The sequence below is a fragment of the Mesorhizobium sp. P3_A10 genome, assembly GCF_056403175.1.
In genome coordinates, this window is sequence record NZ_JBFUFZ010000003.1 from 482,108 (window position 1) to 507,309 (window position 25,202).

Annotated in this window: 25 protein-coding genes; 17 read left to right on the forward strand and 8 right to left on the reverse strand. The window is 60.7% G+C overall.

Features of this window, described 5'->3' with window-relative positions; genetic code table 11:
• Positions 1-14: 14 nt before the first annotated feature.
• The gene (locus AC1DXU_RS15305) at positions 15-3,392 is read right to left on the reverse strand and encodes a hypothetical protein (protein ID WP_477369710.1); all 3,378 of its coding nucleotides are present in this window, start codon (positions 3,390-3,392) and stop codon (positions 15-17) included.
• Between the two features lie 95 nt (positions 3,393-3,487).
• On the opposite strand from AC1DXU_RS15305, the gene AC1DXU_RS15310 reads away from it, so the two are divergent.
• The 9 genes from AC1DXU_RS15310 (at position 3,488) to AC1DXU_RS15350 (ending at position 11,750) form a co-directional block, all read left to right on the forward strand.
• Positions 3,488-3,955, forward strand: coding sequence for a peroxiredoxin (locus tag AC1DXU_RS15310; RefSeq protein ID WP_477317407.1), 468 nt, complete (start codon positions 3,488-3,490; stop codon positions 3,953-3,955).
• Positions 3,956-4,144: 189 nt separating this feature from the next.
• A complete protein-coding gene (locus tag AC1DXU_RS15315; protein ID WP_477317405.1) occupies positions 4,145-5,431 on the forward strand; it encodes a peptidoglycan DD-metalloendopeptidase family protein in 1,287 nt (428 codons plus the stop codon).
• A gap of 71 nt (positions 5,432-5,502) precedes the next feature.
• A complete protein-coding gene (locus tag AC1DXU_RS15320; RefSeq protein ID WP_477369712.1) occupies positions 5,503-6,273 on the forward strand; it encodes an SDR family NAD(P)-dependent oxidoreductase in 771 nt (256 codons plus the stop codon).
• A gap of 218 nt (positions 6,274-6,491) precedes the next feature.
• Positions 6,492-7,928, forward strand: a complete 1,437-nt coding sequence (locus AC1DXU_RS15325) for an FAD-binding oxidoreductase (protein WP_477369714.1) — start codon at positions 6,492-6,494, stop codon at positions 7,926-7,928.
• Entirely contained in the window at positions 7,925-8,668 is a 744-nt protein-coding gene (locus tag AC1DXU_RS15330; RefSeq protein WP_477269318.1) for a FadR/GntR family transcriptional regulator, read from the forward strand. Before AC1DXU_RS15325 ends, AC1DXU_RS15330 begins: the two co-directional genes overlap by 4 nt.
• 2 nt (positions 8,669-8,670) lie before the next feature.
• The gene (locus AC1DXU_RS15335) at positions 8,671-9,108 is read left to right on the forward strand and encodes a VOC family protein (RefSeq protein ID WP_477369716.1); all 438 of its coding nucleotides are present in this window, start codon (positions 8,671-8,673) and stop codon (positions 9,106-9,108) included.
• A 64-nt stretch (positions 9,109-9,172) separates the two neighbouring features.
• A complete protein-coding gene (locus AC1DXU_RS15340) occupies positions 9,173-10,225 on the forward strand; it encodes an ABC transporter substrate-binding protein (protein WP_477369718.1) in 1,053 nt (350 codons plus the stop codon).
• Positions 10,225-10,998 (forward strand): ABC transporter ATP-binding protein, encoded by a 774-nt coding sequence (locus AC1DXU_RS15345; protein WP_477369720.1) that lies wholly within the window; start codon positions 10,225-10,227, stop codon positions 10,996-10,998. The genes AC1DXU_RS15340 and AC1DXU_RS15345 overlap by 1 nt, the downstream gene beginning before the upstream one ends.
• Complete coding sequence (locus AC1DXU_RS15350) at positions 10,995-11,750, forward strand: ABC transporter permease (RefSeq protein ID WP_477369722.1); 756 nt, start codon at positions 10,995-10,997, stop codon at positions 11,748-11,750. Before AC1DXU_RS15345 ends, AC1DXU_RS15350 begins: the two co-directional genes overlap by 4 nt.
• A 4-nt stretch (positions 11,751-11,754) precedes the next feature.
• On the opposite strand, the gene uxuA is transcribed toward AC1DXU_RS15350, so the two are convergent.
• The gene (gene uxuA / locus AC1DXU_RS15355; RefSeq protein ID WP_477369724.1) at positions 11,755-12,939 is read right to left on the reverse strand and encodes a mannonate dehydratase; all 1,185 of its coding nucleotides are present in this window, start codon (positions 12,937-12,939) and stop codon (positions 11,755-11,757) included.
• Between the two features lie 98 nt (positions 12,940-13,037).
• On the opposite strand from uxuA, the gene AC1DXU_RS15360 reads away from it, so the two are divergent.
• The 6 genes from AC1DXU_RS15360 (at position 13,038) to AC1DXU_RS15385 (ending at position 18,640) form a co-directional block, all read left to right on the forward strand.
• Positions 13,038-13,823: an SDR family NAD(P)-dependent oxidoreductase gene (locus AC1DXU_RS15360; RefSeq protein WP_477369727.1), complete on the forward strand. Its 786-nt coding sequence runs from the start codon at positions 13,038-13,040 to the stop codon at positions 13,821-13,823.
• Between the two features lie 262 nt (positions 13,824-14,085).
• Positions 14,086-15,396 carry a tyrosine-type recombinase/integrase gene (locus AC1DXU_RS15365; protein WP_477369729.1) on the forward strand — a complete coding sequence of 437 codons (1,311 nt, stop codon included), beginning with the start codon at positions 14,086-14,088 and terminating at the stop codon, positions 15,394-15,396.
• 73 nt (positions 15,397-15,469) lie between these two features.
• Positions 15,470-16,147 carry a hypothetical protein gene (locus AC1DXU_RS15370; RefSeq protein ID WP_477369731.1) on the forward strand — a complete coding sequence of 226 codons (678 nt, stop codon included), beginning with the start codon at positions 15,470-15,472 and terminating at the stop codon, positions 16,145-16,147.
• 569 nt (positions 16,148-16,716) lie between these two features.
• The gene (locus AC1DXU_RS15375; protein ID WP_477369733.1) at positions 16,717-17,241 is read left to right on the forward strand and encodes a YdaU family protein; all 525 of its coding nucleotides are present in this window, start codon (positions 16,717-16,719) and stop codon (positions 17,239-17,241) included.
• A 10-nt stretch (positions 17,242-17,251) separates the two neighbouring features.
• Positions 17,252-17,650 (forward strand): hypothetical protein, encoded by a 399-nt coding sequence (locus AC1DXU_RS15380; RefSeq protein ID WP_477369735.1) that lies wholly within the window; start codon positions 17,252-17,254, stop codon positions 17,648-17,650.
• Between the two features lie 684 nt (positions 17,651-18,334).
• Positions 18,335-18,640, forward strand: a complete 306-nt coding sequence (locus tag AC1DXU_RS15385; RefSeq protein ID WP_477370361.1) for an HGGxSTG domain-containing protein — start codon at positions 18,335-18,337, stop codon at positions 18,638-18,640.
• Between the two features lie 8 nt (positions 18,641-18,648).
• Here the strand turns inward: AC1DXU_RS15385 and AC1DXU_RS15390 are convergent, their stop codons facing one another.
• Both AC1DXU_RS15390 and AC1DXU_RS15395 read right to left on the reverse strand, forming a co-directional pair.
• A complete protein-coding gene (locus AC1DXU_RS15390; protein WP_477369737.1) occupies positions 18,649-19,152 on the reverse strand; it encodes a thermonuclease family protein in 504 nt (167 codons plus the stop codon).
• 190 nt (positions 19,153-19,342) lie between these two features.
• Positions 19,343-19,747, reverse strand: a complete 405-nt coding sequence (locus tag AC1DXU_RS15395) for an MAPEG family protein (RefSeq protein WP_477369739.1) — start codon at positions 19,745-19,747, stop codon at positions 19,343-19,345.
• Positions 19,748-20,022: 275 nt separating this feature from the next.
• On the opposite strand from AC1DXU_RS15395, the gene AC1DXU_RS15400 reads away from it, so the two are divergent.
• Both AC1DXU_RS15400 and AC1DXU_RS15405 read left to right on the forward strand, forming a co-directional pair.
• On the forward strand, positions 20,023-20,241 hold the full coding sequence (locus AC1DXU_RS15400) for a hypothetical protein (protein WP_477369741.1): 219 nt from the start codon (positions 20,023-20,025) through the stop codon (positions 20,239-20,241).
• A gap of 553 nt (positions 20,242-20,794) precedes the next feature.
• Positions 20,795-21,175, forward strand: a complete 381-nt coding sequence (locus tag AC1DXU_RS15405) for a cupin domain-containing protein (RefSeq protein ID WP_477369743.1) — start codon at positions 20,795-20,797, stop codon at positions 21,173-21,175.
• Between the two features lie 17 nt (positions 21,176-21,192).
• On the opposite strand, the gene AC1DXU_RS15410 is transcribed toward AC1DXU_RS15405, so the two are convergent.
• From AC1DXU_RS15410 to AC1DXU_RS15425, 4 genes are all read right to left on the reverse strand, one after another.
• Positions 21,193-21,429 (reverse strand): hypothetical protein, encoded by a 237-nt coding sequence (locus tag AC1DXU_RS15410; RefSeq protein ID WP_477369745.1) that lies wholly within the window; start codon positions 21,427-21,429, stop codon positions 21,193-21,195.
• The gene (locus tag AC1DXU_RS15415) at positions 21,416-22,291 is read right to left on the reverse strand and encodes an ATP-dependent DNA ligase (protein WP_477370364.1); all 876 of its coding nucleotides are present in this window, start codon (positions 22,289-22,291) and stop codon (positions 21,416-21,418) included. The genes AC1DXU_RS15410 and AC1DXU_RS15415 overlap by 14 nt, the downstream gene beginning before the upstream one ends.
• A 1,732-nt stretch (positions 22,292-24,023) precedes the next feature.
• Positions 24,024-24,332 carry a DUF1236 domain-containing protein gene (locus AC1DXU_RS15420; protein ID WP_477369747.1) on the reverse strand — a complete coding sequence of 103 codons (309 nt, stop codon included), beginning with the start codon at positions 24,330-24,332 and terminating at the stop codon, positions 24,024-24,026.
• A 114-nt stretch (positions 24,333-24,446) separates the two neighbouring features.
• Complete coding sequence (locus AC1DXU_RS15425; protein ID WP_477369749.1) at positions 24,447-24,755, reverse strand: hypothetical protein; 309 nt, start codon at positions 24,753-24,755, stop codon at positions 24,447-24,449.
• Between the last annotated feature and the right edge of the window lie 447 nt (positions 24,756-25,202).

Genomic DNA, 25,202 nt, shown 5'->3' on the forward strand with positions numbered 1-25,202 from the left:
TCCAATCGGTCGTCTTAGCGATACTCGAAGATCGAGCGGAAGATTCCCGGCGCGATCACCGACAGCGGATTGACGTCCAGCACCGGCTTGTTGGCATTGCCCTTGAGCCGGTAGGTGACGCCGATCAGGCCGCGGTCGCGGCCGTTGCCGAGCAGCGCACCGACCAGCGGCAATTCGCCGAAGATGCGGTTGAGGCCATAGGCCGGCATGAACGTGCCGGTCATGTCCATATTGTTGTCCTGGTCGTAGAGCGTGCCCTGGAACGTCGTGCCGATGCGCGGACCGCGCAGCACGCCATTGGCGAGCTTCAGATAGCCGGCGCCCTTTTCGATCTCGGAATAGCCGCGCTCGAACTGCACCCGCGAGGTGTCGAGCTTGCCCTTGACCGCTTCGTTCAGGCTACGGTTGTCGCCAGCCGGTGTGGTCGATACGATCGAGGCGAGTTTCGGTTCGTCGACGATAAAGAAGTTGCTCGAGTCGACCTGGCCCTTCATCGGCCCGTCGCCAGCGCCAGCCAATGCCAGCGTGATCGATCCGCCTTCCATGTGTTCGTAGATGTTTAGGAAGCGCAGGATGGCGCCGGCATCGGCCGACTTCATGGCGAGCGCGCGCCTGCCGTCGCCGGTGGTGTTACTGATGGTTATGGCTGCACCCGAACTGGCAACAGCGCTCACCTTGAGACCGTTCACCCTTGAGCCGGCGGCGCTGTAGTCGAGCTTCAGGTTGGACAGGACCTCGTCGTGGAAACCAGTCAGGGAATTGACATCAGCGCTGACGGAAATCGCGCTGGAACCGGTGGTCTTGGTGGCGGTGTCGACGTCGGAGGTGAACTGCTTGATCAGCGAACGGGCGTCCAGTGCGTCGCCGTTGACCTCGACCGCATAGCCCTTGCCGGATCGCTTGACCGACACCGCGACATCGTCGCCCCGGTTCAAGGTGACCTTGCTGAAGCGGGCCGTCGACAGGGCGCCGTTGACCAGCACCACGTCGCCCTCGATGGAGAAGGTCTTTCCGTCGAGGTTGAAATCGGACAGCGTGGTGGTGCCGCCGGACTTCGCCATGACGAAGGAGACGTTGGCGGGAATGCCCGGCCCCTTGCTCCAGCCTGCCCAGGGGATGTCCAGCCTGGCATCGGTCAGGTCGGCCGAGACGTTCTGGTCGCCGTCGCCGCTCTTGTCGATCGCCACCTTTATGGTTCCGGAAAGCAGCGGCGACAGGCCAGGCATGGCGGCATCGCGTATCTTGTCGTCGAGCACCAGCGCGACCTTGCGGCTGCGTGGCGGTCCACCGTCCCTCAGCGGCTCGACCAGATCGAGTTCAGCCGGAATGCCGTTCAGCAACGCCTTGGCGGAAATTACCGCCTGATCGGGTCCAACGCTGATCGAACCGTCGGCGTCGGTTACCGTCTGGTCTTCAAACGGCTTGTCCAGCGCCAGGTCCTTGTAGTCCAGCGTCACCAGCCAATCGAGTTTCGAGGTGTCGACGCCGGATTGCAGCGGAATGTCCGCCTTGACGTGGCCGGTCATCGTGCCGGACAGGTCTTCCGGCAAAAGGCCGACATGGCGCATGGCGTTGATCGGCTCGTAGGAGGCGAGCTCGGCGATTGCCGGCGCCTCACCGGCGACATCGATGTCGAGCGCACCGATCACCGGCGGATGGTTCGCCGCCTTCACCGTCAGCGTGCCGTTGCTCGCCGCGACGGTACGGCCGCTTGGCATATAGACGCTGCCGGAGGTCAGGGAAATATCGACGTCGTTGCCGTGGAAGCCGACAACGCCCACGGCGTCGCGTATCGGCGGAATGCGGCCGGCCGTGTCGAAGCGCGAGCCTTCGATCTGGAAACGGCCGAACACCTCATCGGCGGAAAGCGGCACGCCGTTGCCAAGACGCCCCGGCACGACCTGGAACTGCAGATTGGCATCGATGACGCGGCCGCCGAACAGGTTCTGCAGCACCCACAGGCGGGCGTTCTTAGCGGAAAACCAGGGCCACAATTGCTTGACATGCGAGACCGGCATGTCGTGGACGTTGAAGGCAACCGATATTCCCGGCGCCTTTCCCTCGACGAACGTGACCGAAGCGGTGCCCAGCGCCTCGCCGGTCGGCCCGGATCTGATGCCGATCTGCTCGGCGACCAGTTTGTGGCTGTTGGTCTGGTAGACACCGGCGATGCGGGCGAAGAAGTTGAGTGCCGGCTCGGGCGATTCCGAAGGTGCCAGCTTCGACCCGTCGCTGGTCAGGTCGTAGCGATAGGAGGGCTCCTCGCCTGCCGCGCCGGTTGCCGGCTTGGGCCCGATCGACCCGGCGAAATCGAAGGTCGAGCGGCCGGTCTTGAGCAGCAGTCTGTCGACCTGGATCTTGTTGGTGCCGGCGGCAAGCGTGGCATCGACATCGACATCGGCCGGAAGCAGGCCCCGCGTGCCGAGATCGAGCACCGAGCCGGTGAGCGACAACGCTGCGGTCAGCTGCGAATTGTTCTCGCCGGATCCTTCCGAACCGGTCAACTTCAGCGCAACCGCGCCCAGTTTGCCAGCCGCCGCTGCGGTGGCATCGCCGGCGACTTTAACGCTGGCGTCGAGCGCGGTGACGCGCCGCGTCGTCATATCGCGACTGGCCGAGGCGGCGATGGTGAGCGCGCGGCCATCGACATCGGCATCGGCCGAAAATACCATGCTGCCCGCCCCCGACTGCAGCACGCTGGCAGTGTTGATCCTGACCAGTTTGACCGTGCCTGCTTCGGGCAGCACAAATTCGACATTGCGCAGATCGATCTGGCGCATCGAATCCTCGCGCACGGCATCAAGCCCATGGTTGACGCCGGCGAAGACCGCGGTGGCCAGTTTTTCCGGATCGATGAGGCCGTCCTGGTTGCGCAACCCGGCCGTCCAGTCGCCACCGGCCGGCATCGCCGCGGTCACGATATGGGCGTCGGAAATTCTGGCGCTGGTGAGCCGCACTTCGCCCGAAAGCAAAGGGATCAGCCGGATGCCGAAGCGGACGCGCCCGGCATCGGCCATCGGCTTGCCGTCGGCCGTCTTCAGGCTGACGTCGCTCACCTGCAGCGCGATGAAGCTCGATCCGTCGAGCGTGAGGCGGGCCGGCCCGACCGCAACGTCGACGTCGACACCGGCCAGTTTCTCGATGGCTGTTTCGGCTTCCGCCCGCAGCCGTTCGGTGCCGAAGCCGGACGCGCCGATCACGTAGACGGCGACAGCGGCCAACAGCACCAGCGCCGAAAACCCTGCGACCAGCCGCGCAAGAATGCGAAAGCCGCGACCGATGCGTGCCTGACCGAGCGGCGGCACATTGCACGCAGACGGGAACTTGCCCAGGTCGGTGATCTCATCACGCCTGAACTTGATCTTCTCGTGCTGCGGTTCTTCCTGATCCACGCAATTTTCCGTTGTACGAACTCGATCGTGGACGAATCCGCGTTCGACACTATATCGATGCAGCTTGGCGCGTAACCTCAAACAAGGGCATCGATATGGCTGACCTCAACGTGGGCGATCTTGCGCCGCAATTCGACCTTCCGCGCGACGGTGGCGGGTCGCTTGGCCTGACGGCATATTCGGGCAAGCCGGTCGTGCTCTATTTCTATCCGCAGGACGACACCACAAGTTGTACCACCGAGGCGATCGGCTTTTCGCAGCTGAAGCCGGAATTCGAAAAGGCCGGCGCCGTCGTGATCGGCCTGTCGCCCGACAGTGTGAAGAAGCACGACAAGTTCAAAACCAAATACGATCTCACCATCGATCTGGTCGCCGACGAGGAGCGAAAAGTGATCGAGGCCTACAACCTGTGGGTCGAAAAGTCGATGTATGGCCGCAACTACATGGGCGTCGAGCGTGCGACCTTCCTGATCGGCAAGGACGGGAAAATAGCCAGGATCTGGCGGAAAGTCCGCGTCAAGGGCCATGCCGAAGAGGTACTGGCGGCGGTGCGCGCGCTTTGACGGCTCGCCCGTCGCTCGCTGGAGCGACAGGGTTTGCCTGACCTCGGCACCGGTCCCGGCATCTGCCTGGTGAATTTGTGCCCGTTGTGCGGACAATCCTTACCGACCGTTCGGGTCCGGCAAAGCTTTGTTAACCCTAATAATGTGTAATCAGGCTCGTCGTTGGTATCGTAACGAAAGCTTGGTCCCGTGAACGTAACCGGTCAGTCAGCGGTATTCGGCAGACGCAGAGAGCCCCACACGGTCATCATCGCCCGGGGCAATCAGATAAGGCATTTCACCATACGCCCCTGGCTTGCCGCCTTCATCGGCTCGGCGCTGGCGGCGATTGCCATAGGCTATCTGCTGGCGACGTCCTATCTCGTGCTGCGCGACGATCTCATCGGCGCCGCCACGGCGCGGCAGGCACGCATGCAGCAGGCCTATGAGGACCGCATTTCGGCACTGCGCGCCCAGGTCGACCGGATCACCAGCCGCCAGCTTCTCGACCAGCAGCTCATGGAAACCAAGGTGAGCGAATTGCTGGAACGGCAGTCGCAGCTCAGCCAGCGCCATGGCCGCCTCGGCCCGATCCTAGAACGCGCCGAAAACGAAGTCGGCACGCCGCCTGCCGCGGCCGATGCTACCACAAAGCCTGACGACCATGCCGACGCGACCGGCAGCATCTCGCAGCCAATGGCCTATTCCGTAGCCAGTCTCGGCGCCGGCGACACCAGGCCGTTCTCGCTGTGGTCGACCCGCTCCGATCCGCTGCCCAGCGAGACGGCGGCCGACCGTGCCGACAAGCTGTTCGTGTCGATCAACGAATCGCTCAAGACCATCGAGAGCCAGCAGCTCACCCGCATCGCCACGCTTGCCGACAATGCCTATAAGAGCGCCGATGCGATCACACAGGCGCTGCAGGCGGCCGGCCTGCCGGTCGACAACGACTTCGGCAAGAACGAGAGCGATGTCGGTGGCCCGCTGATCCCGCTCGACTCCTCGATGATGTTCGACAGCAAGGTCAAGGAACTCGACGAGGCGCTGGATGCGCTCGACCATCTGAAAACCGAGGCGCGACGGCTGCCGCTTGCAAATCCCGCCCCCGGCCGCTCTGTAACCAGCCCGTTCGGCGTACGCACCGACCCGATCCTGGGTACCGCGGCGCTGCATTCGGGGATGGATTTCCGGGCGCCGATCGGCATGTCTGCCAAGGTCACGGCGCCCGGCGTCGTCGTCAAGGCCGGCTGGAACGGCGGCTATGGCCGCATGGTCGAGGTCGACCATGGCAATGGCTTTTCAACGCGCTACGGGCATCTCAGCGAAATCGACGTAAGCGTCGGCGACAAGCTCGACGCCGGCGCCATCATCGGCAAGACCGGCAGCAGCGGCCGCTCTACCGGCCCGCATCTGCACTATGAGGTGCGCCACAATGGCGAGGCCATCGACCCGCTGCGCTTCCTCTCGGTCGGCAAGAAGGTCGCGCAGTACCTCTAAGCCGGCGATCCTTTCGTCGGCCTGCTCATCGGCAAACCACCCGCGCATTCCGCTGCCAGCCAGAGGCTCGCATGACCAACCGGCTCAAAGACAAGGTGGCGCTGATCGTCGGCAGCGCCCGCGGCATCGGCAAGGGCATCGCGCTGCGCTTTGCCGAAGAGGGAGCAAGGCTCGTGCTCGCTGACACCGAGGTCGAGGCCGGGCAAGCGACCGCGGACGAGCTGAACGCTGCCTTCATCCGCACCGACATCTCGCAGATGACTGACGCCGAGGCCGCGGTAGCGTTGGCATTGAAACGCCACGGCCGCCTCGACATCATCGTCCAGAATGCCGGCATCTATCCCTGGCAGCTGATTGAAAACACCAGCCCGGACGACTGGGATCGGGTGATGGCGGTCAATCTGCGCGGCACCTTCAACGCCACCCGTGCAGCGCTTGTGCCGATGAAGGCACAGCATTACGGGCGCATGCTCTACACCTCATCGATCACCGGCCCGCATGTCACCAGCCCCGGTCACGGCCACTACGCAGCCAGCAAGGCCGGCATCAACGGCTTCATCCGTTCGGCGGCACTCGAATTCTCCAGCTACGGCATTACCGTCAACGGCGTCGAGCCGGGCAACATTCTCACTGAAGCGATCGAGCTGCATCGCAGCGCCGCCTACATCAAGAGCATGGAAGACTCCATCCCGCTCGCCCGGCTGGGCAGCCCGCGCGACGTCGCCAATGCCTTCCTCTTCCTCGCCTCGGACGACGCCAGCTACATCACCGGCACGACGATCGTTGTCGACGGCGGACAGTTGCTGCCCGAGGGCAACGACTTCCGGCTGCTGCCGCCGTGATCATCCACATCTAAAATTGCCGCCAATCGCCTCGCGGCCCAAGCGACTGCCACCGCGCCGAGATGCGCCGACTGATTCGTCGCCGCCAAAGGCGCCATGCATCCCCTTCCCAGCTTCGCTGCGCACCGTCTCCCCGCGGCATATTACCGTTGACATAAACTAGTTGTAGGATGATATGTATATCCATACACCTTCCTACTGATCCAGCTTGGTCCGGGATGACAGCGCACGGCATTGCCTCACCAGTTCTCGACGCGCTGCAGAGCGTGGTCGGAAACAGCGGCGTGATCACTGACGCCGCCGGCATGGCGAAATATCTCGGTGATTGGGCCGGCGATCACAGCGGCAAAGCGTTTGCCGTCCTGAAACCTGGCTCGGTCGCCGAGGTGCAGGCGCTGGTGCGGCTTTGCAGCGCGCTCGGGCTCGGCGTCATCCCGCAAGGCGGCAACACCGGACTGGTCGCCGGCGCAATCGACATCGGGACTGGCGACGCGGTGATCGTCAGTCTGGAGCGGTTGAACGCCATTCGGCTTGTCGACGCCGACAACTTCATCCTGCAGGCCGACGCCGGCTGCATCCTGCAGCACATCAAGGATGCCAGCGAGGCGCAAGATTGCCTGTTTCCGCTGGCGCTCGGCGCCCAGGGCAGTTGCCAGATCGGCGGCAACGCCGCCAGCAATGCCGGTGGCGTCAACGTGCTCCGCTATGGCATGGCGCGCGACCTCATCCTTGGTCTCGAGGTCGTGCTGCCGGACGGCGAATTGTGGAGCGGCTTTTCCGGCCTGCGCAAGGACAATCGCGGCTATGATCTGAAGCAGCTCTTCATTGGCAGCGAAGGCACGCTGGGCATCATCACCGGCGTCGAGGTCAAGCTGTTTCCCAGGCCCAGCCGTGTCGAGACCGCCTATCTCGGCGTTGCCTCGTTCGAAGCGGCCATCGCCCTTTTTCGCGCGGCACGCCGTGGCTGTGCCGATCTGATCTCCGCTTTTGAGATCATCGGCTCGGAATGTATCGAGCTTGCCCGCCTGATCGACGCCAACCTCGTTGCACCGGTCACCGCCCCTGTCCATGTACTGATCGAATTGTCGACCAGCGCTCCTATCGACATCAGCACCATGCTGGTCGACTTCCTTGGCGGCGCCATGGAAAAAGGTCTCGTCACCGAGGCGGTCCTCGCGGCAAGCAGCGCGCAGACAAAGTCGTTCTGGGCAATTCGCGAAGGGCTGGTCGAAGGCCAGGGAAAGCGCGGCTATCATGTACGCACCGATCTTTCGGTGCGCCTCTCGGACATTCCGGACCTGGTCGAGCGGGCTCGCGGCTTTGTCGCCTTGCGCCACCCCGGCTGGATTGCGCAAGCCTACGGGCACGCCGGCGACGGCAACATCCATTTCAACGTGCTGCCACCGCCCGGTCTTGCCGAGGCCGCTGCCCGTGCCAGAGGTGCCGATATTGCAACCGGGCTCTACGCCATCACCACCGCGCTTGGCGGCTCGATCAGCGCCGAGCATGGCATCGGACGCACCCGCCAGCGCGCATTCTGGACCGGGCTGTCACCAACACACCGACGGCTCGTCGCCGCGCTGAAACAGGCGCTCGACCCCAACGGGCTGATGAACCCCGGTTGCCTTCTGCCCTCGACGGAGAGTTCTTCATGAAGACACGACTGGCCGCCATCGGCACCGTGGAAGCGTTGCCACATCGCGTTGCCGCGTTCCTCAGCCGCGAGATTGAGTCCGGCGACCTCAATCCGGGCAGTCTGCTGCCGACGGAGCAACAGCTTTCGGAGAAGTTCGGCGTCAGCCGCAATGTCGTGCGCGAGGCGATCGCGCAATTGCGCGCCGACGGCATGGTGGAGGCGCGACAAGGTATCGGTTCGTTTGTGCTGGCGCCCGAACAGCGCGCAGCGATCCGCATCGACCGTGAGACGCTCAATGAAGGCCAGAACATGCAGCGGCTGTTCGAGCTGCGCTGCATCCTCGAGGCCGAATCGGCGGCCCTTGCCGCCGAGCGCCGCGACCAGGAGCATCTCGATGCCATCAAGGCGGCGCTCGACCGCATGAGCGGCGAGGAGCGCTGGGAGGAAGGAAGTATCGACGCCGATCTCCTGTTTCATCGCGAGATCGCGAGGGCCACCGGCAACAGCTACATCCACACCTTCATTTCCTTCGTCTGCGAGCAGATCCGCCGCTCGATCCACTACGCCCGTCTTACCAACCCGCTGCACGACCTCGTCGAGGTCAATGTCGGCGAGCATGTGCGCATCTACGAGGCGCTGGTCGCGGGCGATCCGGCGGCGGCCGAAGCGGCAATGCGCGCCCACATTGTCGGCGCCGCGCACCGTGTTGGCGTCAAACTGCCAGCCTCGCGCCCTGAACGCATTGGCGAGGGCAAGTAGCCATGGCGATCGGGGGCCTGGATCGGATTACAGACGTCTGCCTGCTCGTCGCGGACATCGAGCGGACCGTGGAATTCTATGTCGACAAGCTTGGCTTCCGGCTGCGCCGGCGCGCCGAGGGTTTTGCCGATTTCCATGGTGAGGGCGTGACCCTCGCCGCCTGGGAGCTCGACCACATCAACAGCCACACCGGCGTCTCGAATGTCCGCTCACCACGGCATGCGCACAAGGTCTGCGTGGCGGTCCAGCTCGACGCGCCCGCCGAGATCGACCGGCTCTACGCCGATCTGACAGCCAAGGGTGTGCCCTTCTACAGCCCACCCCAGGATTACGTCTGGAATGCGCGCTGCGCCTATTTCACCGACCCGGACGACACGCTCTGGGAACTATACGCCTGGCTCGACGGCGGCCCCGGCGATTATCACGACGAAAGGCCGTAGGTGACGCCGAGCCAGCGGGAGTGGCGCGGAATCTAGCGAACGCAACATCCAACAGGAGCGAAAAATGAGTGGGAACCAACGCTACCAGACAAACCGCCGGTCCTTCATCAAGACCGGCCTGATCGGCTTTGCGGCCGCATCCTCGGGCATGCAGCTTTTGCTTACGCCCGGCGCGAAGGCGGCCGGAAAGGTCGTCATCCAGTATGACTGGCTGATGTCGAACGGCCAGATCGGCGACATCGCGGCCGTTGCCAACGGCTATTTCAAGGAGGCCGGGCTCGAAGTCGAGTTCAGCCCCGGCGGCCCCAATTCCGCGACCGTGCCGCCGGTGATTTCAGGTTCCGCCCAGCTTGGCCAGTTCTCCGAAACGCCACAGCTCTATGCCGCGCGCGCCAGCGGCGTGCCGGTGAAAATCATCGCCTGCGGCTTCCGCACCGGCCCCTATGCCTTCACCTCCAAGGGATCGAATCCGATCCGCGGCGTGGCCGATCTCAAGGGCAAGAAGATCGGCATCCAGCCGACGGCTCGTTTTGTGATCGACGAAATCCTGTCGAAGAACGGCTTGAGCGCCTCCGATGTCACCGTCGTCAATGTCGGCTTCGACAAGGCGCCGCTGATACGTGGCGACGTCGACGCCATCGGCGGCTGGATCACCAACACGCAGGCGCTCAGCGTCGTCGGAGATGACCGGGTCGACCTTCTGGTGCGCGATCTCGGGCTGGACTCCTATGCCGATGTCTACTTCGCCACTGACACCGCGATAGAACAGGATCCGCAGACGCTGGCCAAATTCATCGGCGCCGTGGCCAAGGGTTGGGGCTGGGTTCATGCAAACCCCAAGGAAGCGGTAAGCAAGATGGTCGCGGCCTATCCGGAAATGGACCTCGGCTGGGAGCAGAAAACCATCGATCTCGTGCTGAAGCTGTCTTTCGACGCCGCGACCGCCAAAGATGGCTGGGGAACATTCGACCCCGCCTCCATCGAAAGCCAGCTGGCGTTGCTGGACAAGGTCGGCCAATACCCGAACGGAAGGCCTGCCGCAGCGGACGTCTACACCACCAAGATCCTCGAATTGTCGGCCGCCGACCGGCCTAAGCTCGACGCGCCCGCCGCCTGATGGCGAACGCAATAGAAGCCCGCGAACTGGACGTCGGCTATGGCGGCCGGCAGACGGCGGTGAAAGTGCTCTCCGGCCTCGACCTTTCCGTTGAGGCCGGATCTTTCCTGTCGATCCTCGGGCCGTCCGGCTGCGGCAAGTCGACTTTGCTGCGCGTCGTCGCCGACCTGCTCGATCCGCTCGGCGGCACCATCAGCGTGCTTGGCGACACGCCGCATGCGGTGCGCTCGCGCAGGGATGTCGGTTTCGTCTTCCAGGATTCGACCTTGCTGCCGTGGCGCACGGTGCGCGACAACATCCGCCTGCCGCTCGAAGTCGGACAAGGCAGCGTGACCCGCAAGATCGAGGATCGCACCGACGACCTGCTCGACCTGATGGGGCTCGCCGGCTTCGGCGAGCGTCTGCCGCACCAACTTTCCGGCGGCCAGCGCCAGCGCGTGGCCATCGCCCGCGCGCTGCTCGGACAACCCAGGCTTCTGTTGATGGACGAACCATTTGGGGCGCTGGACGAGATCACCCGCGACCGCCTCAATGACGAGCTTCTGAACCTGTGGCGCCGCACCGGCACCACCATCCTCTTCGTCACCCACTCGATCGCCGAAGCCGCCTATCTCGGCGAACGCGTCATCGTGCTTGCGGCCAATCCAGGGCGCCTGGTCAAGGATCTCGACATGCGGCCGTTCAAACAGGACGGCAACCGCTGCGCGCGCGAGGATCCGGCGATCGTCAACGCCATGGCCGAATTGCGCGGCGCGCTGGAGCGAGCGTCATGAAGCCGGCTCCTCTATCGCCGACGCTTGCCATCGCCCTGCCCGTGTTTGGTGCCGCGTCGATCCTCTTCGCCTGGCAGGTCCTTTTCCCATGGTTGGGTGTACCCGCCTATATCGTGCCGACGCCGACGGCCATATTCGGCGTATTCCAGAAGAACCTGACGCTGCTGCTCGCCAATCTCAAGCCGACGCTGATCGAGGCGCTGGCCGGTTTCATCATCGGCAATCTTGCCGGCGTGCTGCTTGCCGTCTTGTTCGTGCACAGCCGCATCCTGCAGGCCGCCTATTTTCCGATCGTGCTGTTCTTCAACACCATCCCCATCCTGGCGCTGGCGCCGATCATCACCCTGATTTTCGGGCTCGGTATGACGCCGAAGATCGTCATCGCGGCGGTGATCTGCTTCTTCCCGACACTGGTGAACATGATCCGCGGCCTGGATTCGGCCTCAGACAATGAGCATGAGCTGTTCCGGGTGCTGTCGGCGACGCGCTCAGAGATTTTCTGGAGCCTGCGCCTGCCGCGCGCGCTGCCGATGCTGTTTTCCTCGCTGCGGATCGCGTCGGCCACCGCCGTCATTGGCGCCATCGTCGGCGAATGGATCGGCTCGGACAAGGGTTTGGGCGCACTGATCATCCAGGCGAGCTTCAACTACCAGTCGGACCGGCTTTACGCGGCGATCGTGCTGTCGTCCTCGCTGTCGATCGCGCTGTTCGCTATCGTGGTTCTCGTCGAGCGCCGTGTCATACGATACTGACAGATCAAGCCAGCCCGAAGCGGTCCACCGCCCGCATGATGCCGCGCAGTTCGGCGAGGCCCTTGAGACGGCCGATCAGTGAATAGCCGGGGTTGATCCTGGTCTTGCCGATGTCGTCGGCAAGCAGATGGCCGTGGTCGGGGCGCATCGGGATGCGCCAGTCCGCCCTGCCCTCCTCGCGCCGGCGCCCCTCTTCCCGCATCAGCGCCAGGATCACCGACGCCATGTCGGTAGAGCCCTCCAGGTGTTCGGCCTCGAAGAACGAGCCATCGTCTTCGCGGGTGACGTTGCGCAGATGGGCGAAGTGGATTTTCGATCCGAATTCTTCGATCATGGCGACGATGTCATTGTCAGCGCGCGTGCCGTAGGAGCCGGTGCACAGCGTCAGTCCGTTGGCGGGACTGTCGACCGTATTCACAATGAAGCGCGCATCATCGGCGGTCGAGACGATGCGTGGCAATCCGTAGAGCGAAAACGGCGGATCGTCGGGATGGATGCACATGCGCGCGCCGACTTCTTCCGCGACCGGAATGATCTCTTTCAGGAACCAGGCAAGGTTGGCGCGCAGTTCCACCGGGCCGATTGCCGCATAGTCGGCGAGCGCATCGCGCATCGTCTGCCTGTTGTAGCTGCGCTCGGTGGCGGGCAGCCCGGCAATGAGATTGCGCTCTATTCTGTCGATCTGCTCGTCGCTTAGTGTCTTCAGCCGCGCTTGCGCCTCCGCGATGCGCGCCGGGCTGTAGCTGGCCTCCGCATTGCTGCGTTTCAGCACGAACAGATCATAGGCGGCGAAGTCGATCGCATCGAAGCGCAAGGCGTAGCCGGTGGTCGGCAACCGATACATGAGATCGGTGCGGGTCCAGTCGACCACGGGCATGAAATTGTAGCAGATGGTCGAAATGCCGGCCTTGGCCAGGGCGCGAATGGTGTCTTTGTAAAAATCCGCGTAGCGCTGCCGCTCCGCCGAGCCGATCTTGATCGAGTTGTGGACGGGGATGCTCTCGACCACCGACCAGGTCAGCCCCGCCGCCTCGATGACGCGCTTGCGTTCCAGGATGTCGGCCAACGGCCAGGCGCGGCCGTCATAGATGTTGTGCAAGGCCGACACGACACCTGTCGCCGCTGCCTGCCTGACATGATCGAGCGTGACCGGATCGTCCGGCCCGTACCAGCGCCAACATTGTTCCATAAAGGTCCCTTCCGCAGCGAAGCCAAAGCCGTATTGTTGGACCATAGCCGGACTCGAAACTTCGGCAATCCCAACGACGCGATGACGGAGCTTGAGCCATGAAGGATTTCGACGGCAAGGTTGCGCTGGTGACCGGAACCACCGGTATCGGCCTGGCAAGCGCTAAGCGCCTGGCGGCCGGCGGGGCGGCGATCATCGCCTGCGGCATCGACGGCAGCGCGAACGCGGCGATGCAAAGGGAATTGGATGGTTCCGGCGCAAAGGCGCTGGTGGTGACGGCGGACGTTTCCGTGCCCGATCAGGTGGCCCGGGCGATCGCTGCCGGCGTCGCGCGCTTCGGCGGACTGGACGTCATCGTCAATTCTGCCGCCGTGCACCCTTATGGCACGGCAACGAGCACGGATTTCGAGACCTGGAACCGGGCGATGTCCGTCAATGTCGGCTCCATCTACCTCACCGCTCATTTCGGCATTCCCGAAATGATCAAGCGTGGCGGCGGCGCCATCGTCAACCTGGCTTCGGTGCAGGGCCACGCCTGCCAGCAGAACGTCGCCGCCTATGCGACGACAAAGGGAGCGATCCATACGCTGACGCGCTCGCTGGCGCTCGACTATGCGCGTCAGGGAATCCGCGTGAATTCGGTGAGCCCGGGATCGATCCGTACGCCGATCCTGGAAAAAGCGGCGCGCGGCGACAGCGGGAGCGACGCTGACATCCAAGCCGCGTTTAAACGCTTTGGCGAAGCCCATCCGCTTGGCCGTATCGGCGAGCCGGAAGAGGTGGCGGAGCTGATCGCCTTCCTGTGTTCGTCCAAGGCGGGCTTCTGCACCGGCGCCGACTACAAGATCGACGGCGGCCTGACCGCCGGCCTCGGGGTCAAGTAGGAGGCCGGATCGCAGCGATCCGATCATTCAATCCAACAGGACCTGTAAATGGTGGGCGATGACGGGCTCGAACCGCCGACATCTTCGGTGTAAACGAAGGGCTCTGAGGTTACCTCCATTGGGCTTAGATTTCCTTATCGACCTAAATAACTGATATCACTTTCATTTTCTCTATGATCTATTTCTGGAGTTTTCCGCTCTGGTCCTCGACTTACCAACACGCGCCTGCTATTTGCCTGCTGTAGCGCGAAGGGAGAGACGTGTGGCCGAACTCAGCAAGTCAAAGCTCGATGCTCTCAAACCAGGTGTCGGGGCATACATATTGTGGGATCGCGGTCGGCTTCCCGGCTTTGGCGTCAAGGTTCTTCCAACGGGCCGCAAGGTCTTTTTTGTCGACGTGCGCATTGCCAACAAGACCCGCCGGTTGACCCTGGGTCGTTACGGACCGCTCACGCTCGATATGGCCAGGAAGATTGCGAACGATCGTTTGACCGAAGTGGCAGAGGGTCGCGATCCAACGGCTGAGAAGCGTACCCTATCCGACATCCCAACTGTTGAGAAAATTTGTGATCTTTACATGGAGGCCGCAGAAGCCGGACTGGTATCCACTCGCTTTAAGAAGCCAAAAAAGGCGAGCACTCTCGCGATCGACCGCGGAATGATAAAGCGTCACATAAAACCATTGATAGGCGACGTCCGCACAGACCGAGTAAGTCGCGCAGATGTGCAGAAAATGATCGACAGCATTGCGTCTGGTAAGACGGCCGTGACTGAGTCCACCAAGCCCAGAGGGCGCGCACGGGTGACAGGGGGAACGGGCATCGCAACACGCACTGCAGAATTATTTGGGGGAATTTGGCGATGGGCAGAAAAAAGGGGGCATGTCTCGGGACCAAGTCCCTCGGCAGGAACTGACCGCATCAAAGGTGATCCAACAAACCGCCGCCTGTCTGTCGAGGAGCTCCGAGCCCTAGGCGTTGTGCTGGGCGAAGCCGAGTGTGCGTGGATTGAATTCGAAGCAGCTCGCAAATCGGCTCACAGTATCGGTAGGCGCGGACCGGTGGCGCCCAAGGGCCTCATTTCTCCAACCGCCATTGTTGTCTGCAGGCTTCTAGCGATGACAGGCTTGCGTCCTGGTGAGGCTGCATCGTTGCGATGGGCCGAGATTGATCTTGCAGCTCAAACGATTGCCCTTGGCGACAGCAAGACCGGTAGAAGTACGCGTCCAATCGGAAAAGCTGCGGCTCAATTGATCGAAGGCCTTCCAAAACTATCCGACGAATGGCTTTTCCCTGCTGCGCGCGGGGATCGGAATTCCAGCTTCAAGAAGCCGCTAAACCAATTGTTGATGCGCGCGAAAATTGCGGCGACACCGAAAGTTTTGCGCAGCACCTTCGCGAGCACTGCCGGCGATATGGGTTTTTCCGGGGGTACCATCGGCGACATGCTCGGGCATGCGCGCCAGGGTGTGACCGAGCGGCATTACATTCGTCGCATCGACGCAGTGTTGATAGCTGCAGCCAACGACGTATCGGAGGCGATACGACAGAATCTAAACGTCACATCTAGTTAATAGACCCAACCCGTAAAGCAGCGAGTGTTGTGACTAGCCGCCCGACATCTAGCTGGCAATTCTTAGGAGCAAAATGGAAAAGCAAGAGCTGGCCGCCGTCTACACATATCCAGGAGAGCTCGGAAAACCGATGGTTATGTCGGCGCCAAACATCAGCGGAATTACCAAGCTTGGTGCGGAGCGTTTCAAACAAGCGAGAAACAGGGACAAGGAGACTCTAGATCGTAAGCTCGAGCTATTGGCACAGCACCATGATGCGTTCAGCGACGGAAAAATAAGATGGGAGGTTCTTGCGCGAGCGCTTGCCAACACTCATGTGGAGGGTTTTCGTATCCTCTACGAGGAGCCTCGCGGGCCAGGTAGACCTCGCAAGGACTATCTGGACCTGTACCGCGAGATCCTTGCTTCCTACGTATCTGGCAAGGAGTCTATTCCGAAAGTTTGCGCCCGACTTGCCAAAGATGACGCATGGAAATCGAAGAAGCTAAGCGCTCGATTTGCGGCACTCAGGTTTCACGAGGTCAAACGGTTCCTCCTACTCACGCAACCCAGGACGTCTTTACCCATTGAGAAAAGCTCCGCCGCTCGCAGGAACCACTTTCCTCAACCTCCACCCGTTCAATGGCTATTCCTCGGACAATCTAGGCAGGATTTCGACAAATGGGTCGCCGAGAATCCCGAGCTCGTGGAATCCTATCCGAAGAATTTTGATGAGATGTACGAAGCTTTGAAAAAATTCAACCCGGAATGATGATTGAATTTCCTCGCGGGCTTTTTTCGTTTTTTTTGCCCGTCATTTCTCGACTTGACCGGAATCATTCCGGTGAGGAGTCGAATTGATGACTGATGCTAAACGTTACCTTCGTCGCGAGGATGCCGCGCAACATGTCCGCGATACATGGGGCATTCCGTGCTCGACCAACTGGCTGGCAAAGCTTGCGTGTGTTGGCGGCGGACCGACGTTTCGCATGGCGGGCCGTTTCCCAATCTATGCCCCAGTTGATCTGAATTTCTGGGCGGCAGCCCGCATCAGCGACCCTCGCCGCTCAACGTCCGAGGCCCCAGTGTTCCCCCGCAACCGCGGAGACTAGGCGATGCATGCGCGCACGCAAATTCAAGCCCTGAAATAGAAAAGCTCACCCCCGGCCAGGGGTGAGCCTTCAAGAAAGTTTATTGCGTGATCACAATAACGCGACGCGGCATTCCCCGCAATGCCCACCGACCCGTATCTGCTTCGCTCTCGGTCAAATCGCTCTCAGGCCAGCTACCGGTTTGCGACACCTGTTCCATCTCTACATGGATCGTGAAAGGCCCGCAGCGATGAGCGCCGCCCCCTATATGCCGTTTTTTGTCGACGCTCACCTGGCGGACACAACGCACCTGACGACCGAGGAGCAAGGCGCATACGTCTTGCTCCTGATAGGTATGTGGCGACGTGGCGGCAAGGTCTCCAACTACGATCCAGATCTTGCCCGCACTGTAAATCTCACGCTCGCAAAGTGGCGCAAAATGAAGGTGCGCTTGCTCCCTTTCCTCTTGGTCGAAGAGACGTTTCTTACGCAAAAGCGGCTCAAAATCGAATGGGAATATGTGAGCGCTCGCAGCAAAAAAAATACAGAAAATGGCAAAAAAGGAGGCCGTCCCCGCAATATTAACAACCGCATAGCAGAAGCAACCGGTTCTGCCTGGGACAACCAGGATCGAAGCCTCCATAATCCAGATCCCATATCCAAACATAAAATCTATCCCTTTCAGAATCCTCATAATCTGAGAAGATCACCTGAGCAGAAGCCGAGCAACACTGACACTTTCATCAAGATAGCTATGGAGATACATGGTGAATAGGAGCGACACAGTGATAGTATTGGCCGCGTTGGAAGAAATGTTCCAGGGATTCGCAGGACCCACGCGGTCAGAGAACAACGCCTGCTTGAAAGTCTACTGTGCGCGGGTGAAGGATTCTGACGTTCGAGACATTCTCAACGCGATCGACGCGTTCAACACCGGCAAGGTCGCAGGCGCGAGCACAAAATTTGCCCCGTCAGCACCCCAGCTCTCTGTCGAGACTGAGGTCCAAAGGGATAGGCGGGAGCATAAAGAGCGTCACCGGGCCGTGGTGTGGTCAAAGACGACTTCATATGTGACCGCATTTCATCGCAAACTGAAGGCCGGCCTTATCCCCCCACTTGGTAAGGGCAACTATCGCTACACGGGCTTGGATGCTCTCAATACCCTTGCCAAAATGCCCTTTTGACGTGGAAAGTGCTCTCCAACCTTGGGAACATGGTTTGGAAAGCCGATTGTTCTCCAGCATTTCCTGTTAGCGAATTGCGCTAAAAGGCTAGTGATTTTAGACCCGGGAGCTTGCCCACTCCACGAGGTAACTGGTTGCAGGAATCTATCGAGCAACATTTGCCGACATTCGGACTGCCTTCGCCGGACCAACCGCTAGGGTTGCCTCTTGGTTGCCGGCCCAAGCCCGCTTCTAACAGCAAGAGGACCGTGATCTCTTGCCGTACACGAGAAGGCGCCTTTGAGCAGCTCGGACCAAACGGCCAAGCCCAGCGGCATAGACTGCACAATGCCTCTGGAGGGCTGCCCAGGAGTGGAAGTATCGTCATCTCGAGGCCCCGGGGCAGTGCCCCGTTCAGCGTTTCCCGGGCCACCGCACTCGCTCGGACGAGCGTCGCAATTTGTCGAAGTCGCGTTGGACCCACTCGCTTTTAGTCGCTCGTCATGGGGTGTTAGTGCGCATGTTGAGGAATGTTGAGTTATTTTCTGCGGAGGAAGGTGGTTGAAAAAATTCTATGCAGAAATCTTGGCCCAACGGGTCCTCGAAGACCGCCAGAGAGCGGAGGCTTTTGCTGCCCTTATTGCCGCTGGCCCTCAAGACCGTCGGGTCGAACAATCACAGTGGGAATTATGGTGCAGGTACAAGGTGTTCGCTTGCCCGAGCGGAAGCAAGAAATACCTCTGCCAAGACCCGGATTGTCATCTTGGTTCACGATGCCGAGCACTCAACGACAAAGGCCTATTCGGAAGCGGCAATCCGCTCCCCAAAGATCAACGTCCCACCTGCGGCGCGAGCACAAGAGCGAAAAGCCCTTGCCAAATGCGGGTGGTGCCTGGGAAACATCGGTGCCGGCTCCATGGGGGCATGTCCACCGGTCCAAAAACGCTCGAGGGACGGGAGCGCATAGCCGAGGGGCAACGGCGACGCTGGGCCGCGCGAGTCATCGACTGATGGCCCAGCTATGGGCGTCCGCCCCGCCTATATTCGCCGGGATCCATAAAGTTCCCTGACCACAAGTTCCGCTTGGCAATGCGGGCTTCGCGCTCTTCGGCAAGGTATCGAGGCGCTTGTTTGTCGGCGACCGCCAATCCGTGCTTCACCAGGTCGCGTCCGAGATCAATGCTTCCAACGAAACAGACACCGACATCGTTGTCATAGCGGTCCCTGCCTTCGATGGTGCAGGATACATCCCCAGAGGCAATGAGATGGCGAATGTGGTCACGCGCATACCTGCCGCAAGGCCAGATCTTGTCAGCAGCATCAAAACACGGCTGCAAAAGTTCGGGAGCATCGATACCGAGCAGCTGAACTTGCTTCTTGTCATGCCACAGCGTGTCGCCATCTTCAGCAAACCAATGCTCTACTGCCGACACTGGGCCACAGGTCAGCACGAAGACGAGAGCGAGGGTCAACCTGAACATGGCCGATGGACCGTTTCGATAATTTTCCCTTTCCGCGATCACACTATACGCCTATGAAGCTGGCCGGCCAATTCGATGTCGCTGGCGCGGTCTGGCGCTACCGGCAGGGTGTGACATGCTCGGCCTGGCCGCTTGCCTCCTGATGGCCGCGCTCGGCGTGATAGCGCTGCTCCTACCCGGCAAGCATTAGCCTTCCGGCGCCTGGCGTTCGCTTTCGCCATCATCGTTGCGCTTACGAGAGGAGCGCCCACACCCAGTACGCGCCAATTGCCATCTGAATGGCAAATGCCGTGAACCGCAGGCTCACTGCAATTTGGCTAGTCGAAACGAGATGGATTACCGACTGGACAATGCGCGCCCCCAATAGCGTATAAGCTAGAGGGTCGGTAAGCGCTGTTCTCGATGTCATTATTGCAACGCCGAGCAAACCGCCGAAGATCGGAAGCCCTTCGATGCAGTTCGCGTGAGCGCGCGCCAATCTCTGCATGAAGGGAGAGAGGCCGCCGTTATCAGGCGCAAACCCATTGGCGGGCACCCTTCCGGAAACGACGAGATAGGTGCGGATCACTTCCATCACGATCAGCAAGATCAGTGCCCATGAGATAAACCCGACCAAACTGTAAGCAGTCGCAGACATTGCGTCCCCCCGTTTGCCTCCCGTCCTTTTAGCTGATCTGCCTTGGGCCGACGAGGGCGAAGGTGTCGGCTTCTAGTCGCGGTTGCGCTTCGCATTGATGCCTTCATAGTCAGGAACCACAGTGAAGAACACCGGCCGCCGATCCCTGCCGGTTGATCTGCTAATTGACTCGCTAATCCACTAGGAGGGCGTACAATCCCCTAGTCGCTCGATCTGCACGGCAACGAGCGCTTGAAAGAGTAGATCACGCTTTCGCCCGACAAGGGAAAAGCGCGATGAAAACCAGAACCACGGCTAACTCGGCACAGCTTGCCGAACTCACCAAAATCCTTGATGACTATTGCCAGAAGGCCGGCCTCCAAAACGACAGGGACGCCAGAGACGCCTTGGCGCTGCGCATCATGAGCCTTTTTGAATCCGGCATCGATGACCTGCAAGAGATCACGAGGGCTTTGGATTCATGTCGCGCGGCGGCTTGGCGCCAAGGCATCTAAGCGCGCGGCTACCCAGCCATCGATTTGATGGCCGATGCGGGTTGGGCTTCCTAGGTGGGGGCAGACCGCACCGGCCACTTGCGGGTACTTTGGGACATCCCGCGTTGATGAAATTAAAGGCATATTAGCAATCGCGCAATTAAGCCTATCGGGCTACCCTGCCGTAGGAGGCCGCACTGGCCCTGTCCCGTTCCACCGAATGAACGGCGCATCCTTGCCTGTAATATCCCGCACCGTCTTCAGCATGGCCCCATGGGCTTCCTGAAGCGCTCGGAAGTGATCGCAGCTAGGCGAGAGCAGCGGTTGCACAACGCTCTTGTGCAGCGCTTCCGCCGCCGCCAGAAAGCGTTCGATCTCAGTCTCTGAAAGTTGCTTGGAAAGTTTGGTCCTGGCCATGGTAGCGAACTCCGTTTGAGGGGGATCGCCGCAACGGGAGGAATATAATCCTTGCGCTTGTCGGTTGCCAATAGCCCTATGAAAAGCGCGCAGACCGCCTCGCGTCGGCTTGGGGCTTCCACTATAATTCCGCAATGTTCGGCGGGGAGATACGCCTATGCGGATGCGATATTCGAGGGTCTTTGCTGATTCAGAGGGGGCCTCATGCTTCGATGATCAGCAGGCGGAGCTAGAGGTTGGATTTGCAGCGCCGCCCGCCGAACCGCTCTATACAGCTAAGTTTTCGCCCGCAGTGGATGCCTTCTGGCTAGGTACAGTGCCAACATGGAAAGGCGATGTCCCTCATCCAGCACCGCGCCGTATGGCTTTCGTGACCGTGCAGGGCGAATATCAGATAACGACGACCAATGGCGAAACACGGAAGTTCCCTGTCGGAAGCGTGCTCCTCATTGAAGACGCGACCGGTTCTGGCCATATGACCAAGAATATCAGTGCGGGCGATACAATCGTACTCGCAATCGGACTGCCGGCGAGTTGAGCCCCACGCAAATCCCGCTAGCGCAATCCCGGAGGCGGCTTGCTGACCGCAGCTTCGTCAAGTTCCGCTTCCAGATGACCGGTGACAGACTTGGGCGTGTCGGCAATCGGTTCGCCGTCGAAGCCCTTCAGCCACGCGTCCGCATATTCGTCCCAGTACTGGGGCACGTCTCGCGCCTTGCCGTCCTTACGGGCTTGGACGCCGTACATCCACGCATATGCAAAACGCTCATGGTCCTTTTTACTCACCACCATTTTGGTCGTCCTCCCTGAAATCCTGCAGCGAGGCATGCCGCAGGTCTTCCTCGCCCCGCAAGTGCTTCACAGTCGCGACGAGCCCCGGCTTAACCCATTGCGTGGCCGGCCGCTTCATGCCCTTGGGCGCCGTCCCCGCATGGTCCTGGACGCGCTTCCAGAGCCGTTCGCGCAATTCCCGGTTCAAGGTGATGAAAGCGCTGCCGACATAGCGCCCTGTGCCGCGCTCTGCCATGAGAGCGAAGGCTGGCTTACCGGCCTCGCGTTCGACGCCTAGCAGATCGAACTCGCCGATCGCATAGCATTTGGCCTTCAGCCAGTTGGTTGACGGGCCGCTTCGATATTTGCTGTCTTTGCGCTTCGAGACCATTCCCTCGAGCCCGGCATTATCGACGAGATGGAAGATCGCTTTGGCGTCGCCCGGTAGCGCCTGGCTGAACTGGATGCGGCCGCCGTCCGGTATCATCTCGGGCAGGATCTCGCGGCGGTCCTCCAACGGCATGTCGCGCAAGTCTTGGCCATTCAAGTGCAGCAGATCGAAGGCGACGAAATACAGATCGTGCTGCCGGCGCGTGATCGCCTTACGCAACTCGCCGAAGTCCGACAGGCCATTGTCGTTGAGAACGATGATCTCGCCGTCAATGATGGCGCTTTCGACACCAAGCGCAGCGCCGGCCGCGGCGAGGTCGCGATACTTGGAAGTCCAGTCCAGCCCACGTCTCGTGAAGATCCGTGTCCCCTCGTCCCCTAAAATCATCTGGGAACGATACCCGTCGAATTTCACCTCATGCAGCCAGCCTTCGCCCTCGGGAGGCTTCTCCACCAGGGTCGGCATCAACGGCTCAATAAACTTCAAACTCATGAACCACCCGCTACACGGCGATTCAATTAGCATGCGCTAAAATGGTTCCTCAAAAGAAAAACCCCGCATCTAGCGTGGCTTTTGGGCGTCAGCAATGATCTGCGCTACTGCTGGCTATGCGCCTTTAGAAACCGCAACGGCCACAATCGCCGCCAGTTTGGCAGCCTTGATGAGCGTCGGTCGTGCGTAGGTCTTCTTCACGTTCACTCCTGGTTGCATTCCTTGCCGCGCCACTTTGCAAAAACCCGCCGCTCCGAGGGGTACGGGAGCGACGGGCCTTTTGTCGGTTGCCTGTAACGCGGTGCTTGAAGCCGCTTAATGAGGGTGAGCCCGAATGGTTAACGGAACGTTTCTCGCAACGTTCGCTCATCAGTGTCATCACACCAGCCCCAGAAGCTCTCCACTTTCCTTCGAGTTGAATCTGTTGGCCATCAGTTTCTTGTAGTGCACCAGCATCTCTGCCGGGACTGCGAAGCCACGCCGAAAGTCTGACGCAGCTTTCTGGCTGCGGGTGATGCCTAGCTGACTGGCCGTAGCTTTGACAGAAGCCACGCTACAGTTAAGTCGTGTGGCGATAGCCTTTGGGCTCTCGTTGTTTGCATACCCTTCCTGGATTGCAATCCGCCTTGCTGTCATTTTCATCCGTCACCCGATGTCATAAAGTCTTACCGCTCAGCTATAACTATTAGATGGCCCTAATGTTCCGTTGGGCACCGGTGACGCCCCCCTGCGGTTGCGCAGAGATTGGCCCGCGCCCATTTGCAGCGGACGCGGGCCGACCAAGAAATGAGGGTCTCTTAGTCAGCAGCCGGTGCGGAAGAAAACCAGCCGCCGTTGATCAACATGCCGCAACGAGCGAAGTTCCTAGCGAAACGAAAAAACCCGCCTGCCGAAGCCAGCGGGAGGGTTCTGAAGCAGCCAGAGTGAGCTCTGGCGAAATCCATAACGTTCAGACCGAATTTTGTTTCAGGAGTTGCTCATATAGCTGATAGAGCTTGCAAAAGCCCGCGTCATGGAGGGACCAATGACGCGGGCCGGCTCCCACCAGCCTTTGCACCGGATGCCAGTGACAACGTCCGAAGCATGAACCAAAACTAGTCGAAACAGCTAATGTTCCGACATGCCAGGCGGTTTATCGTTTAGCCGCTTTCTGGATTCAACAAAACGGTCGCAGCCTCGCATTCGGGGAGAAGGGGCGCGGGCAAAGTCCAGCGCATCAAGGTGCCGATCAGGCCGACCGCTGGCGAAGAAACGCCAAGAGGCGTCGAGCGCGTCTTCGACCTCAATATCTATTCGCTCAAACGCATGCATTGAACCTCACGCCCGGCGATACAATTAGCATGCGCTAAAATGGTTCCGAAACTCAAAAACTCCGTATGGCGTAGGCGGATTGCGGAGTGGCCCGCGCCCGATAGCAGGACGCGGGCCGACCGAGGAGGGACTCTCAGTCAGCAGCCAGAACCGGCAAGAACCGGCTGCTGCAGATTAACAGGCCGTGATGAGTGAGGTTCCGAGCCGCAACGAAAAAGCCCGCCGCCACCCCTAACGACGGGCTTCGGCCTGCGACACTGGAAAGCGCGGGCTCACAGCGGCCCCACCCACTGCTCATAGCATAACGAATACTCGGGAGGCAGGTTCGGGGATGGAGCCTCCGAATGGGGCGGTCCGAGCAAAAATGGAAAACCCGCCGCTCCATCAACGGCAGCGGCGGGCCTTCCTTGATCGAAGCAGATTATTCGATGATCTGCACGACCTTGCGCGTGTCCGGGTCGACCAAGACCGCATGGTCTCCGACGACCGTATACTTGTACTTCACGTCAGGAACATCGATGGCGTGCAGTTCGACGGTGTCCGGCAGCGCGGTGCCGACGCCAAGCTCGACCCCGAGCAGGCTCACGGAAGCAAGCTTGTGCGAGTGGACGTATTCGCGAACGACCGTCTGCTGCTCGGGCTTGAGGATGATGACGTCTTCCGCAAAAGCGGCGCCAATTCCCGCGGTCATCACAAAACCTGCAGCGGTAGCGACAAGATACTTCTTCATGGCTGAACCTTCCTTTACTATGTTCAATTGAGCAGCATTTTCACTGCTAAAACACAACTCTTCCAAATATATATTGTTCCAGATCTTTATCTTTTATAGTAGAACGCGCGCTACTTAACCGCCGCTGGAGGGCGCGGGCGCGGCTGGGGCAGGTTCGGCCGGCTTTGCAGGAGCAGTCGCTGCTGGAGCCGGCGCTGCCGGTGCAGGTTCGGCTGGTTTCGCAGGAGCAGTCGCTGCCGGCGCCACGACCTTTGGCGCTTCCACCTTGACGTTGATGTCCTGTCCGTTGCCGCCGCTATGGAGGTTGATTACACCGGTGAACAGCAGCAGCACTACTACTGCGACAATCGCAAGAACGACCGCGATGGCAGTGCCGCCGCCTCCGCCGCCGCCTGAGTTAATAACGGTTGGACCGTCAGCCATGACTTCTCTCCTTGATGATTACGAAAATTGAAAAAACGAGGGTTCGCTCGGCAGTCGCTGTAGACGGCGAACCCTATCGGCGCAGGACGGGACGAGACTGCGCCAATCTGCGGTTGTCAGGAAAGAGCGATGCCGATTACAAGAACGGCCATCGCCGTTGCGAAGATCGGAGCGAGCAACCAGCGCGCTTGACGCACACTTCTATCCATCTGATTTCTCCCAACTATTCGAGGGAAACAACGACCTTGGCTCTAGCGTGTTCCAATTCAAGTGACGGCTAGGACCTTTGCGCTATTTGATAAGACTTAAGTCCGGTGGCGGAGCCAAGCCCATTGTCCGCCAGCCGTATATGCCTGGCGGGACGCCGACGTCATTGCCGACTGCGCCCGTCAGTTTCTGCGAAGCTCACCCAGCGGCCGTGAACGAATTTTGGCTCGTTCGCGGTGT